14 protein-coding genes are annotated in these 15,558 nt (G+C 71.8%); 8 read left to right on the top strand and 6 right to left on the bottom strand.

The window, feature by feature from the left end; translation table 11 throughout:
* Positions 1 to 20: 20 nt before the first annotated feature.
* From ACLHRZ_RS37970 to sdhC, 4 genes are read right to left on the bottom strand one after another with little or no spacing between them, the layout of a single operon-like run.
* Complete coding sequence (locus ACLHRZ_RS37970) at positions 21 to 779, bottom strand: succinate dehydrogenase iron-sulfur subunit (RefSeq protein WP_490423138.1); 759 nt, start codon at positions 777 to 779, stop codon at positions 21 to 23.
* Positions 779 to 2,533, bottom strand: coding sequence for a succinate dehydrogenase flavoprotein subunit (sdhA, locus tag ACLHRZ_RS37965; RefSeq protein ID WP_490423137.1), 1,755 nt, complete (start codon positions 2,531 to 2,533; stop codon positions 779 to 781). The genes ACLHRZ_RS37970 and sdhA overlap by 1 nt, the downstream gene beginning before the upstream one ends.
* A gap of 20 nt (positions 2,534 to 2,553) precedes the next feature.
* On the bottom strand, positions 2,554 to 3,027 hold the full coding sequence (locus ACLHRZ_RS37960; protein WP_490423136.1) for a succinate dehydrogenase hydrophobic membrane anchor subunit: 474 nt from the start codon (positions 3,025 to 3,027) through the stop codon (positions 2,554 to 2,556).
* 9 nt (positions 3,028 to 3,036) lie between these two features.
* A complete protein-coding gene (gene sdhC / locus ACLHRZ_RS37955; RefSeq protein WP_490423135.1) occupies positions 3,037 to 3,417 on the bottom strand; it encodes a succinate dehydrogenase, cytochrome b556 subunit in 381 nt (126 codons plus the stop codon).
* Positions 3,418 to 4,008: 591 nt separating this feature from the next.
* Here sdhC and ACLHRZ_RS37950 point away from each other — a divergent pair.
* From ACLHRZ_RS37950 to ACLHRZ_RS37920, 7 genes are all read left to right on the top strand, one after another.
* Positions 4,009 to 5,628: a beta-N-acetylhexosaminidase gene (locus ACLHRZ_RS37950; RefSeq protein WP_490423134.1), complete on the top strand. Its 1,620-nt coding sequence runs from the start codon at positions 4,009 to 4,011 to the stop codon at positions 5,626 to 5,628.
* Positions 5,629 to 5,827: 199 nt separating this feature from the next.
* The gene (locus ACLHRZ_RS37945) at positions 5,828 to 7,894 is read left to right on the top strand and encodes a glycosyltransferase family 4 protein (RefSeq protein ID WP_490423133.1); all 2,067 of its coding nucleotides are present in this window, start codon (positions 5,828 to 5,830) and stop codon (positions 7,892 to 7,894) included.
* Between the two features lie 249 nt (positions 7,895 to 8,143).
* Positions 8,144 to 9,145, top strand: a complete 1,002-nt coding sequence (locus ACLHRZ_RS37940; RefSeq protein ID WP_490423132.1) for a DUF4328 domain-containing protein — start codon at positions 8,144 to 8,146, stop codon at positions 9,143 to 9,145.
* A gap of 16 nt (positions 9,146 to 9,161) precedes the next feature.
* Positions 9,162 to 9,866, top strand: coding sequence for an RNA polymerase sigma factor (locus ACLHRZ_RS37935; protein WP_490423131.1), 705 nt, complete (start codon positions 9,162 to 9,164; stop codon positions 9,864 to 9,866).
* Positions 9,866 to 10,924, top strand: coding sequence for a hypothetical protein (locus ACLHRZ_RS37930; RefSeq protein ID WP_490423130.1), 1,059 nt, complete (start codon positions 9,866 to 9,868; stop codon positions 10,922 to 10,924). Before ACLHRZ_RS37935 ends, ACLHRZ_RS37930 begins: the two co-directional genes overlap by 1 nt.
* Before the next feature lie 182 nt (positions 10,925 to 11,106).
* Entirely contained in the window at positions 11,107 to 12,741 is a 1,635-nt protein-coding gene (locus ACLHRZ_RS37925) for an acyl-CoA mutase large subunit family protein (RefSeq protein ID WP_490423129.1), read from the top strand.
* Positions 12,742 to 12,785: 44 nt separating this feature from the next.
* Complete coding sequence (locus ACLHRZ_RS37920) at positions 12,786 to 13,001, top strand: hypothetical protein (RefSeq protein ID WP_490423128.1); 216 nt, start codon at positions 12,786 to 12,788, stop codon at positions 12,999 to 13,001.
* Here ACLHRZ_RS37920 and ACLHRZ_RS37915 read toward each other — a convergent pair.
* Entirely contained in the window at positions 12,998 to 14,488 is a 1,491-nt protein-coding gene (locus ACLHRZ_RS37915; RefSeq protein WP_490423127.1) for an alpha/beta hydrolase, read from the bottom strand. The two genes, ACLHRZ_RS37920 and ACLHRZ_RS37915, sit on opposite strands and share 4 nt — an antisense overlap.
* Positions 14,489 to 14,629: 141 nt before the next feature.
* Complete coding sequence (locus ACLHRZ_RS37910) at positions 14,630 to 14,848, bottom strand: hypothetical protein (protein ID WP_490423126.1); 219 nt, start codon at positions 14,846 to 14,848, stop codon at positions 14,630 to 14,632.
* A gap of 212 nt (positions 14,849 to 15,060) precedes the next feature.
* Here ACLHRZ_RS37910 and ACLHRZ_RS37905 point away from each other — a divergent pair, with 212 nt between their 5' ends.
* Positions 15,061 to 15,456: a hypothetical protein gene (locus ACLHRZ_RS37905; RefSeq protein WP_490423125.1), complete on the top strand. Its 396-nt coding sequence runs from the start codon at positions 15,061 to 15,063 to the stop codon at positions 15,454 to 15,456.
* Positions 15,457 to 15,558: the final 102 nt, after the last annotated feature.

The raw sequence follows: 15,558 nt of genomic DNA, 5'->3' as shown, positions 1-15,558 counted from the left end.
TTCCCGCGGAGCGAACCCCGTCAGAAGCGGCGCGTGATCAGCGCCCGCTTCACTTCCTGGATCGCCTTCGTGACCTCAATGCCACGCGGGCACGCATCCGTGCAGTTGAACGTCGTGCGGCAACGCCACACGCCGTCCTTGTCGTTGAGGATCTCCAGGCGCTGCTCACCGGCCTCGTCACGCGAGTCGAAGATGAAGCGGTGCGCGTTGACGATCGCCGCCGGGCCGAAGTACTGGCCGTCGTTCCAGAACACCGGGCAGGAGGAGGTGCAGGCCGCGCACAGGATGCACTTCGTCGTGTCGTCGAAGCGCTCGCGGTCCTCCGCGGACTGCCGGCGCTCGCGCGTCGGCTCGTTGCCCTTGGTGATGAGGAAGGGCATCACGTCGCGGTACGCCTGGAAGAACGGCTCCATGTCGACCACGAGGTCCTTCAGGACCGTCAGGCCCTTGATGGGCTCGACCGTGATCGGCTTGGCCGGGTTGATGTCCTTGATCAGCGTCTTGCACGCCAGGCGGTTCTTGCCGTTGATGCGCATGGCGTCCGAGCCGCAGATGCCGTGGGCGCAGGAGCGGCGGAAGGTCAGCGAACCGTCCTGGTCCCACTTGATCTTGTGGAGGCCGTCGAGGACCCGCTCCTTGGGGTCGATCTCCAGCTCGAAGTCCTGCCAGGTCGCCTCGTCCGAGATCTCCGGGTTGAACCGGCGGACGCGGAAGACGACCGTGATGTTGTGCGAGGTCTGCGCCTCGGCCTCGAGCTTGTCGAGCGTCGCGGTGCTCATCAGTACTTACGCTCCATCGGCTGGTAGCGGGTCTGCACGACCGGCTTGTAGTCGAGGCGGATGCCGTCCTTGCCGGAGGCATCCGTCTCGCGGTACGCCATGGTGTGCCGCATGAAGTTGACGTCGTCGCGGTTCGGGTAGTCCTCGCGGTAGTGACCGCCGCGGGACTCCTTGCGCGCCAGCGCGGACACGGCCATCACCTCGGCCAGGTCGAGCAGGTTGCCCAGCTCGATGGCCTCCAGCAGGTCGGTGTTGAAGCGCTTGCCCTTGTCCTGGATGGACACGTTCTTGTAGCGCTCGCGCAGCTCGGCGATCTTCTCGACGGCCGTCTTGATGGTCTGCTCGGTGCGGAAGACCATCACGTTGGCGTCCATGGTCTCCTGCAGCTCCTTGCGGAGCTCGGCGACCCGCTCGGTGCCGGTCGAGTTGCGCAGATTCTCGACCTGCGCCTCGACGAGCTCGGCCGGGTTCTCCGGCAGTTCGACGAACTCGGCCCGGTCCGAGTACTCGGCGGCGGCGATGCCGGCCCGGCGGCCGAACACGTTGATGTCGAGCAGCGAGTTGGTGCCCAGGCGGTTGGCGCCGTGGACGGACACGCAGGCGACCTCGCCGGCGGCGTACAGACCCGGCACGACGGTGTCGTTGTCGGACAGCACCTCGCCCTGGACGTTCGTCGGGATGCCGCCCATCGCGTAGTGCGCGGTGGGCTGGATCGGGATCGGGTCCGTGTAGGGCTCGATGCCGAGGTAGGTGCGCGCGAACTCGGTGATGTCCGGGAGCTTCGCGTCCAGCTGCTCCGGCGGCAGGTGGGTGAGGTCCAGGTAGACGTGGTCGCCCTCGGGACCGCAGCCGCGGCCCTCGCGGATCTCCGTGTAGATGGAGCGGGAGACGACGTCGCGGGAGGCGAGGTCCTTCATGACGGGCGCGTACTTCTCCATGAAGCGCTCACCGTCCTTGTTGCGGAGGATGCCGCCCTCGCCGCGGGCGCCCTCGGTGAGGAGGATGCCCATGCGCCAGATGCCCGTCGGGTGGAACTGGAAGAACTCCATGTCCTCCAGCGGCAGGCCGCGGCGGTAGCAGGCGGCCTGGCCGTCACCGGTCAGGGTGTGCGCGTTGGAGGTCACCTTGAAGAACTTGCCGGTGCCGCCGGAGGCGTAGACGACCGACTTGGCCTGGAAGATGTGGAGCTCGCCGGTGGCGAGCTCGTACGCCACCACACCGGCCGACTTCTTGACGCCGTCGACCTCGGTGATCAGCTGGTCCAGGACGTAGAACTCGTTGAAGAACTCCACGCCCTCCTTGACGCAGTTCTGGTACAGCGTCTGGAGGATCATGTGGCCGGTGCGGTCGGCCGCGTAGCAGGCACGGCGGACCGGGGCCTCGCCGTGGTTGCGGGAGTGACCGCCGAAGCGGCGCTGGTCGATGGTGCCGTCCGGGGTGCGGTTGAACGGCAGGCCCATCTTCTCGAGGTCGAGGACCGCGTCGATGGCCTCCTTCGCCAGGATCTCGGCGGCGTCCTGGTCGACCAGGTAGTCACCGCCCTTGATCGTGTCGAAGGTGTGCCACTCCCAGTTGTCCTCCTCGACGTTGGCGAGGGCGGCGGCCATGCCGCCCTGGGCCGCGCCGGTGTGGGACCGGGTGGGGTAGAGCTTGGTCAGCACCGCGGTGCGGCTGCGCTTCGTCGCCTCGATGGCGGCGCGCATGCCGGCGCCGCCGGCGCCGACGATGACGGTGTCGTACTTGTGGATCTGCATGGTCTCGTCAGCCCCGGGCTCTAGCGGATGTTCGGGTCGAAGGTGAAGATCACCAGCGTGCCCAGCAGGACGGTGAACACCGTGGCCGTGTACAGCAGCATCTTCAGCCAGAAGCGGGTGTTGTTCCGCTCCGCGTAGTCGTTGATGACCGTACGCAGGCCGTTGGCGCCGTGCAGCATCGCGAGCCACAGCATGATGAGGTCCCAGGCCTGCCAGAACGGCGAGGCCCAGCGGCCGGCCACGAAGGCGAAACCGATCTTGCTGACGCCGCCGTCGAGGACGAGCTGGATCAGCAGGTGGCCGAGGACCAGGACGACCAGCACGATGCCGGACAGCCGCATGAACAGCCAGCCGTACAGCTCGAAGTTCGTGCGCGTGGACTTCGGCGTCTTCTTGGTGCGCTTGCGGGGCGGCTCGATGACCGGAGCCGGGTTGTCCGCGTCGTAGAGCGACACGGACTCGTTCACCGCGGGGGTGGTGGTTTCAGCGGACATCTCGCGTCATCAGCTCCCGAACAGCGTGCGCAGCGTGTGCTGCAGCACGGGGTAGAAAGCGCCTGCCATCAGCACGACCCAGATACCGACAACCGTCCACAGCATCTGCTTCTGGTAGCGCGGGCCCTTGGACCAGAAGTCCACCGCGATGACCCGCAGGCCGTTGAGAGCGTGGAAAAGGATGGCGGCGACGAGGCCGTACTCCATCAGATTGACGACGGGTGTCTTGTACGTCGCGACGACGTTGTCGTACGCCTCGGGAGAGACGCGTACGAGAGCGGTGTCGAGGACGTGCACGAACAGGAAGAAGAAAATGAGGACGCCAGTGACTCGGTGAGCCACCCAGGACCACATGCCTTCCCGGCCGCGGTACAGCGTTCCAGCCGGCACGGAAAACCCTCCGGGAGCGGGGATTGGGGCCAGCCGGCTCTACTGTCGGTCGGGCCCGGCCGGGTACGGTCCACCGGCCCTGGCCATCGTAGCGACGCCTTGTCGGTTCGGTCCCCCGGGGTATGTCAGGTGTGATCAAACAGGCACGTACGGACTAGCCGCCGGTGGCGCGAATCGGTTCGCCACGGGCCGTCAGCCGCTCGCGCAGAGTGCGCAGGAGCAGGTCAAGAGCCTCCTCGGGGCCGCGGTCCGGGGCCGGGGGAAGCAGCAGGGGCTCGCCGAACCGGCTCTCGTAGGCCGCCTGGGCGACCCGCAGCGCCTCGTCGGCCGTCGCGGAGATGTCCGGCGTGCCCGGGGAAACCGGGGCGGGCCGGTCCTTTCGATCGAGTCGGTCGAGAACGTGCAGGGTGGGCTCCTCGGTGATCGTGGCGAAGCCTGAGCGGGATCAAAACGTAACGACAGTTCTCGGCCACCGGCCGACGGATGCGCGAATTTCCTTCGTACGGGTCGTACGGGCGTCCTTCCGGGCGGGTCCTTGCCGCCCATGCATGGAAAAAACCTATCTTCTCCCTGAATGGGAGGTTTTGCTCCATGCGACTGTCCAAGCGACTGCCCGTCAGGATCACCCGCACGGCGGCCATCCGGGGGACCGTCTCCGCCCTCGCCCTCCTCGCCGCCATGTCCGTCATGGGCTGCCCCCGCACCACCGGCAGCCACCGCGCCAAGGACGACGCCCGTTCCCTCCCGGCCTCCGCCGCGCCCTCCTCCACCACGGCCCCCGCGCCCCCCGGCCCGCCGCGCGTCGTCCCCGCGGTGCGCTCCTTCACCGCCGAGGGCGGCCCCGGCTGGCGGCCCGGCTCCGGGGCCCGGGTCGTCGCCGACCCCGGCGGGCCGCTGGCCGACGCGGGCCGCCGGCTCGCCGACGACCTCAAGCTCAGCCTCGACGCCGGCCCCGCCCGCCGCGGCGACGTCGAACTCGCCCTGCGCCCGGGCCAGAGCGGCGGGCCCGAGGGCTACGAGCTCACCACCCACGACGGCAAGGTCCTGGTCACCGGCTCCGACGAGGCCGGCGTCTTCTACGGCACCCGCACCGTCGCCCAGGCCGTGCGCTCCGGCGGCGGGCTGCCCGAGGGCACCGTCCGCGACAGCCCCGACCGCCCCCAGCGCGGCCTCAACCTGGACATCGCCCGCAAGTACTTCACCGCCGACTGGATCAAGGACCGGCTGCGGCAGATGGCCGACCTCAAGCTCAACCAGCTCGGCCTGCACTTCTCCGACGACCAGGGCTTCCGCATCGACAGCGACAGCCACCCCGAGATCGTCTCCGACCAGCACCTCACCAAGGCCGAGGTGCGCAGCATCATCGACCTCGCCTCGTCCCTGCACATCGCCGTCGTCCCCGAGATCGACTCGCCCGGCCACCTCGGCTCCATGCTGAACGCCCACCCCGGACTGCAGCTGCGCGACGCCTCGGGCACCGTCGCCCGCGGCGCCGTCGACATCGCCGACCCCGACGCGGCCACCGTCGTGGACGACCTCATCCGCGAGTACGCCGACCTCTTCCCCGGCCCGTGGTTCCACCTCGGCGCCGACGAGTACCGCGCCCTGATGTCCAAGGACCCGCAGGCCTCCTACCCCCGCCTCGCCGAGGCCGCCCGGCAGAAGTACGGGTCCGGCGCCAAGGTCCAGGACCTCGCCACCGGCTGGCTCAACGACCGCGCCGCCCTGGTGCGCTCCCTCGGCAGGACGCCCAAGGCCTGGAACGACGGCTTCTTCCGCGACGGCGTCGTCACCCCCGACAAGAACATCGAGGTCGAGTACTGGACCGGCAAGGAGCTGGGTGCCCGGCCGCCCGCCGAGTATCTGAACGAAGGACGCCGGCTGGTCAACCTCAACGACGAGTTCCTCTATTACGTCCTCGGCGAGCCCAACCAGTTCCGCTACCCCACCGGCGAGCGCATCTACGGCCAGTGGTCGCCCGCCGTCCTCCGCGGCACCTCGCCCGTCGCCGCAGGACAGGCCGGGTCCGACCGCATCCTCGGCGGCCGGTTCGCGATCTGGTGCGACAAACCGGACGCCCAGACGCCCGACCAGGTCGCGAACGGCATCCGGCTGCCGCTGGCCGCCACCGCCCAGCGGCTGTGGGACCCGGGGAAGCCTCAGCAGTCCTGGCAGGACTTCAGTGCTCTCGCGGGTCGCGTGCTGCGCTGAGCGGGGTGCTCCGCGGGGAGCGCAGTTGTCATCTGCGGGCTCGTCGTGGCTTGTCGCGCCCACGCGGCGGAGCCGCATGATGCAGCAGCCTCGCGCCCCTTCGGGGCGCGATCCCCTAACCTGCGGGGGTGAGGCATGCGGCCGTACGGGGGGCACGGGCCCGCGCCACCACTGCACGCGCACCGGAACTGAGGGCACGATGAAGATCGAATTCCTCCTGCACAACGCCTACGGCATCGGCGGCACCATCCGCTCGACCGTCAACCTCGCAGCCGCCCTCGCCGACCGGCACGACGTACGGATCGTCAGCGTCAACCGGCCCGCCGACGAACCCGAACTCACCATCGACCCCCGTGTGCGCCTCACCCCGCTGCTGGACTTCCGCGAGGGCGAGGAGAGCGAGGAGTACCGCTCCCCGCCCAACCAGCGGCCCAGCGCCCTCTTCCGCGACGAGCGCATCGACAACGGCCTGATGGCCGCCACCGCCCTCACCGACGAGAAGGTCGCGGCCCACCTCGCCCGCACCGACGCCGACGTCGTCATCGCCACCCGCCCCAAGCTCATCGGCTACCTCGCCGAGTACGGCACCGACCGGTACCTGCGCATCGGCCAGGAACACCTCACCCACGAGGCCCACGTCCCCGAGCTGCACGCCGTGATGGACCCCGCCATCGCCGCCCTCGACGCCTTCACCACCGTCTCGGAGGCCGACGCCGGCCACTACCGCGAGGCGCTCCCGGACGCCGAGGCGAGGATCCTCTCGATCCCCAACGCCGTACCGGCACCCGCGGCCGAGCCCTCGGACGGCACCTCGAAGCTCATCGTCTCCGCCGGCCGGCTCGTCTCCGTCAAACGCTACGACCGCCTCGTCGCCGCCTTCGCGAAGATCGCCGCCGAGCGCCCCGACTGGAACCTGCGCATCTACGGGCGCGGCCCCGCCAAGCCGAAGCTGCGCAAGCAGATCGAGGACCTGGGCCTCGCCGAGCGGATCACGCTCATGGGCGCCCGCTCGCCGATCGAGACCGAGTGGTCCAAGGGCGCGGTCGCCGCCGTCGCCTCCGACGCCGAGTCCTTCGGCATGACCATCGTCGAGGCCATGCACGCGGGCCTGCCCGTCGTCGCCACCGACTGCCCGCACGGGCCGCGCGAGATCATCGCCGACGGCACCGACGGCATCCTCGTCCCGCTCGACGGCAACGCCACGGTCGACACCTACGCCGAGGCCCTGCTCAAGCTCACCGGTGACCCCGCCCTGCGTCAACGGCTCGGCGCCGCAGCCCGGCAGGCCGCCCACCGCTACGAGCCCGCCGCCGTCGCCCGCCGCTACGAGGAGCTCTTCGAGGAACTGCGCCCCGGCAGCACCGCCGCCCCCGCCAAGAAGGGCGGCCTGCTGCGCGGCCTGTTCAAGCAGAAGACGGCGCCTGCGCCTGTGCAGAAGAAGACCGAGACCGCGCACCCCGAGGCCCGCTGCGCGGTCGGGGCCGACGGCTCCCTCCTCGTCCGGCTGCGCGCCGGCCAGCTCACCGCCGCCGACACGCATCTGCTGCTGCGTCACCGCGGCAGCAAGGGCAAGGAGGCGGTGCGGGTCGCCCTGCCCCAGCAGCGCGACGGCGCGGACGGCTGGGTCGAGGCCCGGGTCGAGCGCGGGGCGCACACCCTGTCCGAGGGGCGCTGGGACACCTATACCGAGCGCTCCCGCGACAAGAGCCGCCGCCGGCTGACCGCCGCGCTCGTCGAGCAGAAGGCCCTGCTCGGACTCCCGCTCGGCCACGGCCCCCAGGGCGTCACCGCCTGGGTCCCGTACGGGACCAGCGACGGCTACCTCGCCCTGCGCACCTGGCTGCGCCCGGAGCACGCCGAGGCGACGGAGGTCCGCGTGGAGAGCGAGGGCATCACGGTCTCGCTGGAGGCCCTGGGCACCTCCTTCGGCGAGGGCGCCGAACTCGTCGCCCGGCTGCGCGGCGCCGACGGCGCGGTGGGCGACGTCCGGGTGCCCCTGGAGAACGGCACCGGCCGCCTGCCCTGCGCCCCGATGGGCACCCGGCGCGACCCGGAGCAGGACCTGTGGGACCTGTGGGCGCGCCCGGCGAAGGGCGCGGCGCTGGTCCGGGTGGGCCGGATCGCGGGCGACTTCGCGGACCGCAAGGGCGTCGACACCTTCCCGGCGGCGGTGCACGGGGACGCGCTGCTGCGGCCCTACTTCACGGTGACGAACGACCTGACGGTGAGCGTGAAGGACGCGGCGGCCGCAGCGGCGGACGCCTGACGGCCCGGCGGCTGCGGACGGTGGACGGCCGGGGCCGCCACCCCCCACAGGAGTGGCCCCGGCCGTCCGTCTGTTGCGAACCCTGGCAGGGCACGCACTAACTACAGCGCCGTAGACGGAAAATTCGTCACACCCTCGTCCGTGCGTGCGAAGACGTTTCTGGACGTGGGCATGTCTATGCCCGTAACGTGCGGGTCCGCGCCGTTCGGCGCACCTGTTTCGCGTGCCGGTACCCGGGGGGTCAGCAAGATGTTTCCGTGCGGTCGCTGCCGCGCCGTCGCCGTGGGGCCGGACGGCCGCTGTGCGGCGTGCGGGGCCGTCGGGCCCGCGCCCTTCACGGGGTACCCGTACCCGGCGGGGCCGGTGCTCGCGCCGGCCGGCGGCGTCGACCTGCGGCGGGGCGTGCGCATCGCGCTGCAGGTGCTGCTGGTGCTGAACATGCTCCTGCTGCTCCTCATGGTCGCCTCGCTCGGCAACGAGCGCGCCGCGGTCGACGCCATGCTGAGCGACGGCTTCACCGACGCCACGTCGCGCAAGGCCGACGACGCGGACAGCGTCAACTCGGTGCTGACGCTGCTCTTCTTCCTCTCGTTCCTCGCGGCGGGCGTGCTCTGGGTCGTCTGGTTCCGCCGGGTGCGCCTCAACGCCGAGGTCTTCGCGCCCGGTACGCACCGGTTCGGCAGCGGCTGGGCGGTCGGCTCGTGGTTCACGCCCGTCGTCAATTTCTGGTTCCCCAAGCAGATGGCGAACGACATCTACCGGGCCAGCTCCCCGGCGGGGCCGCAGGCCGTTCCCAAGGGGCTGCTCAACTCCTGGTGGGTGCTGTGGATCACGGCGAACGTCCTCGGCTGGATCGCCGGCACCATGGAGACGGCCGCCGAGGCGCGGATGAAGACGGGGGCCAAGACCGGTGGCTACGGCCTCGACGACTGGCGGGACGACGCCGAGTCGCTGAAGTCGGCCATGGCGGTCGACGGTCTCTCGACGCTGCTGCTCGTCGCTGCCGCCCTGCTCGCGCTGCTCGTCGTGCGGCAGTTGTCGCGCATGCAGGAGCAGCGGGCCGCGCTGGGCCCGCAGTTCGGGCCGCAGTTCGCCCCGCGGTTCGCGCCGCCCGTGGCCGTGGGCGCCCCGGCGTGGCCCGGGATGCCGCCCGCCCCCGCGCCCTACGGCGCGCCCGCCCATCCGCCCGTACCGCCCATGCCGCCCGGACCGCCGCAGAATCCTTTCGGCAATGGTCCGGCGGGCTGCTGAACAGCGGAATCCGCACGTGGTGCAGGATGAGAGGGTGCAGGGGGACGACGCCGAGCTGACCACCGCGGTGCACGCGGCGCAGGGCGGGGACGAGACGGCATTCCGTACCGTCTACCGTTCCGTGCAGCCCCGCCTGCTCGGGTACGTCCGCACGCTGGTCGGCGAGGCGGACGCGGAGGACGTCGCCTCGGAGGCGTGGCTGCAGATAGCCCGCGACCTGGCACGGTTCAACGGCGACGCCGACCGGTTCCGCGGCTGGGCGGCCACCATCGCCCGCAACCGCGCCCTCGACCACATACGCATGCGCGGCCGCCGCCCCATGATCGGCGGCGACGAGACCGAACTCGCCGGCCGCGCGGGCGACGCCGACACCGCCGGGGAGGCCCTGGAGTCCCTCGGCACCGGACACGCCCTCGCCCTCATCGCCCAGCTGCCGCAGGACCAGGCCGAGGCCGTCGTGCTGCGCGTGGTCGCCGGCCTCGACGCCAAGAGCGCCGCCGGGGTGCTGGGCAAGCGCCCCGGCGCCGTGCGCACCGCCGCGCACCGGGGCCTGCGCAAGCTGGCCGAGCTGGTCACGGCGGGCGGGGCACGACAGGAGGCAGGGGCCGACGCAGTCCCCGGACAGCGGCAGGCGCACGGGTCGCCCGGCAGCGGAAGCACCGGAGGCAGTGCTTCTGCAGGTGTGACGCAATTGCGCGCGCGGACGCAGAAGGACATGTGATGGCCGACGATCGCCGGTACGACTGGCTGGATGACGACGCCGTGGAGCGGCTGCTGCGCGGCGAGGCCCTCGCCGGCACCCCGGCCGGGGACACGGCGGACGACCGTGCCCGGGACGGTGCCGCGCGGCTGGACGCCGCCCTGGGCGCGCTCCGGGTCCCGGCCCCCGCGGACGACGCGCCCCTGCCCGGGGAGGAGGCGGCCCTCGCCGCCTTCCGGACGGCCCGCGCCGCCGAGCGGAACGCGGCCGCCGGTTCCGCCGCCTCCGTCGTACGCCTCGGCCGCACCGCCGCGCGCGCCTCGGCCGCCCGCACCTTCCTGCGCCGCCCCGCCCGTTCCGCGCTCGCCCTGGCGCTGGCCGGATGCGCCCTCGGCGGGGTCGCGGTGGCGGCCGGCACGGGCGTCCTGCCCGCCCCCTTCGGACGCGGCGGCCGTGAACCGGCGCCCGCCACGAGCGTGGTGGCCGACAGCGACACCGAGACCGCCGCCCCCGCCACCGGCACGCCCCGCACCGGCCCGTCGCACGGCACCGCCGGCGACGGGCGCGGCCGCAGCACGGCACCGCCGGCCCCCGGCAGCGCCACCCCGGGCGGCGCGAGCGCCACGCCCGGCGGCGGGCCCGGCACCGTCTCCCCGACGGCCGAGCCCCCGCGGCAGGACCCGGACCAGGACCGGGGCCGCGGCAAGGACGACGGCCGGAAGGGCGACGACGGCCACCCGGCCGTGATCGCCAAGTTGTGCCGCGACTACCTGGACGCCACCCGGCGCAACAGCGGCAAGGGAGTCGACGACGACACCCTGAGCGCCCTGGAGCGCGCCGCGGGCGGCGCCGCCGTGCGCGCCTACTGCGACCACGTGCTGGGCAACTCCGCACCGGGCGGCGGCTCCGGCGACCAGGGCGAGGACACCGAGGGGGACGGCGGCCTGCGCAACCCCCTGCGCTCCGTCCCGCACCCGCTCATCGGGCTCCCGGACCTCTCCCGGACGCCGGCCGTGACATCGGGTGCGACCTCGGCCGTGACGCCGGGTGTGACGTTTTCGGAGCCCCTGGCGCTGTAGAGAGTGAGCCGACTGGTCATCGGCAGCGCGCAGGAGCCGGAGTTCCCCCCATACCGTCGGCTCCGCGCATGTGGCGCGGGCGGGGCTCTTCCCCCGGTCCCGCCCGCGCCCCCCTCCTCCCCTCGTGTCCCGGCGCCGTGCGGGACGCCCGCGCCTACAGTGGCTGTGGGAGGAGTGAAGTCATGGCACACGCATCCGAAGCCGATCCTGCTTCCTCACTCGAATCGGTCGAGGACACGTCCCGCCTGAGCGAGTCCGGACTGCCGGTCGAGCCGGTCTACGGCCCGCAGGACCTCGCGTCCTGGGACCCCGCGAAGCAGCTGGGCGAACCCGGTTCGTACCCCTACACCCGCGGTGTCCACCGCACCATGTACACCGGCCGCCCCTGGACCATGCGCCAGTACGCCGGCTTCGGCACCGCCGCCGAGTCCAACGCCCGCTACCGGCAGCTCATCGCCCACGGCACCACCGGACTGTCCGTCGCCTTCGACCTGCCCACGCAGATGGGGTACGACTCGGACGCGCCGCTCGCCCGCGGCGAAGTGGGCAGGGTGGGCGTGGCCGTCGACTCCGTCGACGACATGCGGGTGCTCTTCGACGGCATCCCGCTCGGCGAGGTGTCGACGTCGATGACCATCAACGCCCCTGCCGCACTGCTGCTGTTGCTCTACCAGCTCGTCGCCGAGGAACAGGGCGTCCCCGGCGACCGCCTCACCGGCACCGTCCAGAACGACGTCCTCAAGGAGTACATCGCCCGCGGCACCTACATCTTCCCGCCCGCCCCCTCGCTGCGCCTGACCGCCGACATCTTCCGCTACTGCCAGGCCGAGCTGCCCCGCTGGAACAGCATCTCCGTCTCCGGCTACCACATGGCCGAGGCCGGCGCCTCGCCCGCGCAGGAGATCGCCTTCACCCTCGCCGACGGCGCCGAGTACGTCCGCGCGGCCGTGGCGGCCTGCATGGACGTCGACGACTTCGCCCCGCGCCTGTCCTTCTTCTTCGTCGCGCGCACCACGCTGCTGGAGGAGGTCGCCAAGTTCCGTGCGGCGCGCCGGATGTGGGCCCGGCTGATGCGGGAGGAGTTCGGTGCGAAGAACCCCAAGTCGCAGATGCTGCGCTTCCACACGCAGACGGCGGGGGTGCAGCTGACCGCGCAGCAGCCGGAGGTGAACCTGGTCCGCGTCACCGTCCAGGCCCTCGCCGCGGTGCTGGGCGGCACCCAGTCCCTGCACACCAACTCCTTCGACGAGGCCATCGCCCTGCCCACCGACAAGGCCGCCCGGCTCGCCCTGCGCACGCAGCAGGTCCTGGCCCACGAGACCGATGTGACGGCGACGGTCGACCCGTTCGCCGGTTCGTACGCGGTCGAGTCGATGACGGACGACATCGAGAGCGCGGCCCTGGAACTGATGGACGAGGTGGAGTCGCTCGGCGGCGCCGTCGCCGCGATCGAGCGCGGATTCCAGAAGAACGAGATCGAGCGCAACGCGTACCGGATCGCGCAGCAGACGGACAACGGCGACCGGGTGGTCGTCGGCGTCAACCGCTTCCGCCTGGAGGAAGAGGAGCCGTACGCCCCCCTGCGCGTGGACCCCGCGATCGAGGCCCGTCAGCGGGAGCGCCTGGAGCGACTGCGGGCGGAGCGGGACGGCAAGGCGGTGAAGGCGGCGCTGGGGAAGCTGCGCAGGGCGGCGGAGGGGAAGGCGAACGTGCTGTACCCGATGCGGGACGCCCTGCGCGCCCGCGCCACGGTGGGCGAGGTGTGCGGGGCGCTGCGCGAGGTGTGGGGCACGTACACCCCGGGGGAGTCGGTCTGACGCCCGCGGTCCCGGGGCCTCCGCGCGTGGGTCACACTGGTGAGATGTCCTCACCCCGCCGGGCCTGCCCCGTTTGCACCCGCGAGATCGCCGTCGTCGGCGGCCGCTTCGCCCGCCACGACCCGCCCGGCCGCCGTGTCGTCTCCTACGAACTGACCTCCTGCCCCGGCTCGCGCCGCTCGGCCCCGCTGCTGGCGACGGAGCCGCGGCTCTTCGACCCGGAGGAACCGCCGATGGCGGGGCAGCAGCAGTTGTTCTAACTCTTGGGACAGAGGACGTCGCCGGCGGGTCGCTTGCCCTCGGTCAGGAACTCACTGACCTTCCGGTCCCCGCAGGCGTTCCCGTTGGACAAGTACGAACCGTGTCCGCCCGCATCGACGGACACGAGCCGGGCCCGGTCGCCGAGGGCCCGGCGCATCTTCAGGGCACCGCTGTACGGGGTGGCGGGGTCGCGCAGGTTCTGCACCATGAGGATGTTGGAGGGCCCGTCGGAGGTGATGCGGGCGGGCTTGTCGGCCGGGCCGTGGTCCCAGAAGGTGCACGGTGAGACGTTCACCGGCATGCCGGCCGTGAGCGGGTGCCGGACGCGGTCGGCGGCGACGGCGCGCCGGTAGGAGGAGACGGAGCGCGGCCAGCTCGCGTCGTTGCAGATGATCGCCATGCTCACGGAGGCATCGCGCTCCGGCAGCGTGAGCCACTCCGGACGGGGCACGGTCAGGGGCCGGTCGGACGCGGCGGCGCGGAAGGTGTCGCCGAAGTCCTGGAACTGCTTGTCGGAGTAGAGGGCGCCCTGCAGCATCTGCCGCAGCAGATTGCCGGTGAGGAGGTTCCCGTCGGTGAACCTCTTCGGCTCACGGTCCAGCTTCGCGGCGGTCGCGAGGAACAACGGCCGTACGTCCTCGGCTCGTTGGGCGATGCCGTGCTCGGCGGCCCAGGCGGCGAAGTCGGGGAAACGGTCCTCGGCGCCGACGGCCATGTTGGCCATCCAGCCGCGCTCGACGCGCGCCGGGTCGGGGTCCCCGGTGCTGTCCAGCACCCAACGGTTGGTGTGCTGCGGGTACTTCTGGGCGTACTCGGCGGCCACGTACGTCCCGTACGAGACGCCGTACGCGGACAGCTTCCGCTCGCCGAGGGCCTGCCGGAACCGGTCGATGTCACGGACCTCGTTGGCGGTGGACATGCTGCGCAGGACGGCGCCGCCGTTGCGGGCGCACTGGGCGGCGACGCGGCGGGAGTGCTCGACGTTCGCGGTGATGCTCCCGTCCGGGGCGGGCCAGGAACGGTAGTTGGTGATGTCGCGGTCGTCCTCGGAGAGCCCGCAGTCGGCCGTACTGCTGCCGCCGACGCCGCGCGGGTCGAGCCCGACGATGTCGTATGCACCGCCGGTCTCCTTCCGGAGCCGCTCCGCTCTGTTCTTCACCATGTCCACCCCGGATCCCCCGGGCCCGCCGGCGACGAGCAGCAGGGTGCCGCGGCGGTGCGCGGGCTGATCGGTGCGAAGTCGGGTGACGGCTATGCGGAGTTGCTCGCCGCCGGGTGAGCGGTAGTCGAGGGGGACGGGGAGCGTGGCGCACTCGCGGGCGTCACCGGCGGGGGCGTTGTCGCAGGGGTGCCAGGAGAGAGAGGGGGCGGAGGGGCCGGAGGGGGCTGCGGGCGTGGAGGCCGTGGCCGGGGTGGCGGGTGCGGTGAGGGCGGCGGCAATGGCGGCGGCGGAGAGGGTGAGGAGGAGCGGTCGCTGAAAGGTCATGGGGCAAGTGTGTTGACGTGAGACCCACTTGCCCATCCGGCAGACCGATCCCCTAAGGGTGGGGGTAGCCCCCTAGCTGGCAGGGCCCCTGACGGCCTGAGTCTCGGTCATGCGGGCAGTGTGGCACGGGGCACTGACAGTTCAGATGTTGTAGCAGGTGCCTGTCCGCCCCGAACGCCAGCTCTTGCCGTGGCTCTTGACCTTGCAGTTGTGCGCGTCCCTGTGGCTCAGCACCCTGCCGGTGCAGCCGCGAGCGCTGTAGCAGTTGTCGCGGGCCATGATGTCCGCCGCCATGGCGGGTCCGCCGGAGAGGACGGCGGCCGCGGTCAGGGCGATCACGGTGTAAGGCGCCTTGCGCATGGACTCCTCCTGACGGAAGCGATCAGAACGAGTGGCGAGTCGGTCATCCCGTGTGCGGCCCACAGCCTAGAGGCCGGGGGCGCGGGCCGTCGACGACGGCGAGTGCGACTTCAGGCCGACTTGAAACCGTCAAGATGCCGGGTCTGGTGTTGATCTTGAGTAGGGGGCCGGGTGCAGAATGTGATCATCCGTTTCCGAACCAAGGAGTCACCATGTCGCGACGCGCGTTACGCCTCGGCCTGGCCGCCATGACGGTCATCGGCCTCACGGCCACCGCGGCCCCCGCCGCCACCGCTGCCGAGTCGGGTGCCAACACGTGCCGCAAGGGCGAGTTCTGCCTCTTCAGCGGCGCGCACCAGACCGGGAAGATCCTCTACCGGGTCAACGTCAAGGTCACCAAGACCGGTTTCACCTTCCCCGAGGTCGACGCCCTCGACCCCGTGATCACGCCCCGCTCGGCGTACAACCCCATCCCGAACGACTTCGGCTGCATCGTGCGCCTCAACGACCAGACGCACTTCGCCGGTTCCGAGCAGGAGATCGACGGCTTCGGCGCGAAGGAGCTGAGCGGTGCGCCGGTGGGCTCGATGGTGAGCGACTGCGGCTGACCTGTCTTTACGGGGCCGGGCGGTGCGGCGGCTCCGCCCGGGCCCGGCTGTGCAGGGGCGGTGTGCGGATCGCCGGATGGCCTCTCCGCCGGCGGAAATGTC

This window comes from Streptomyces sp. AM25, assembly GCF_058146165.1.
Note: the sequence above shows the minus strand (reverse complement) of the source record. Positions and strands in the feature narration are given on the sequence as shown.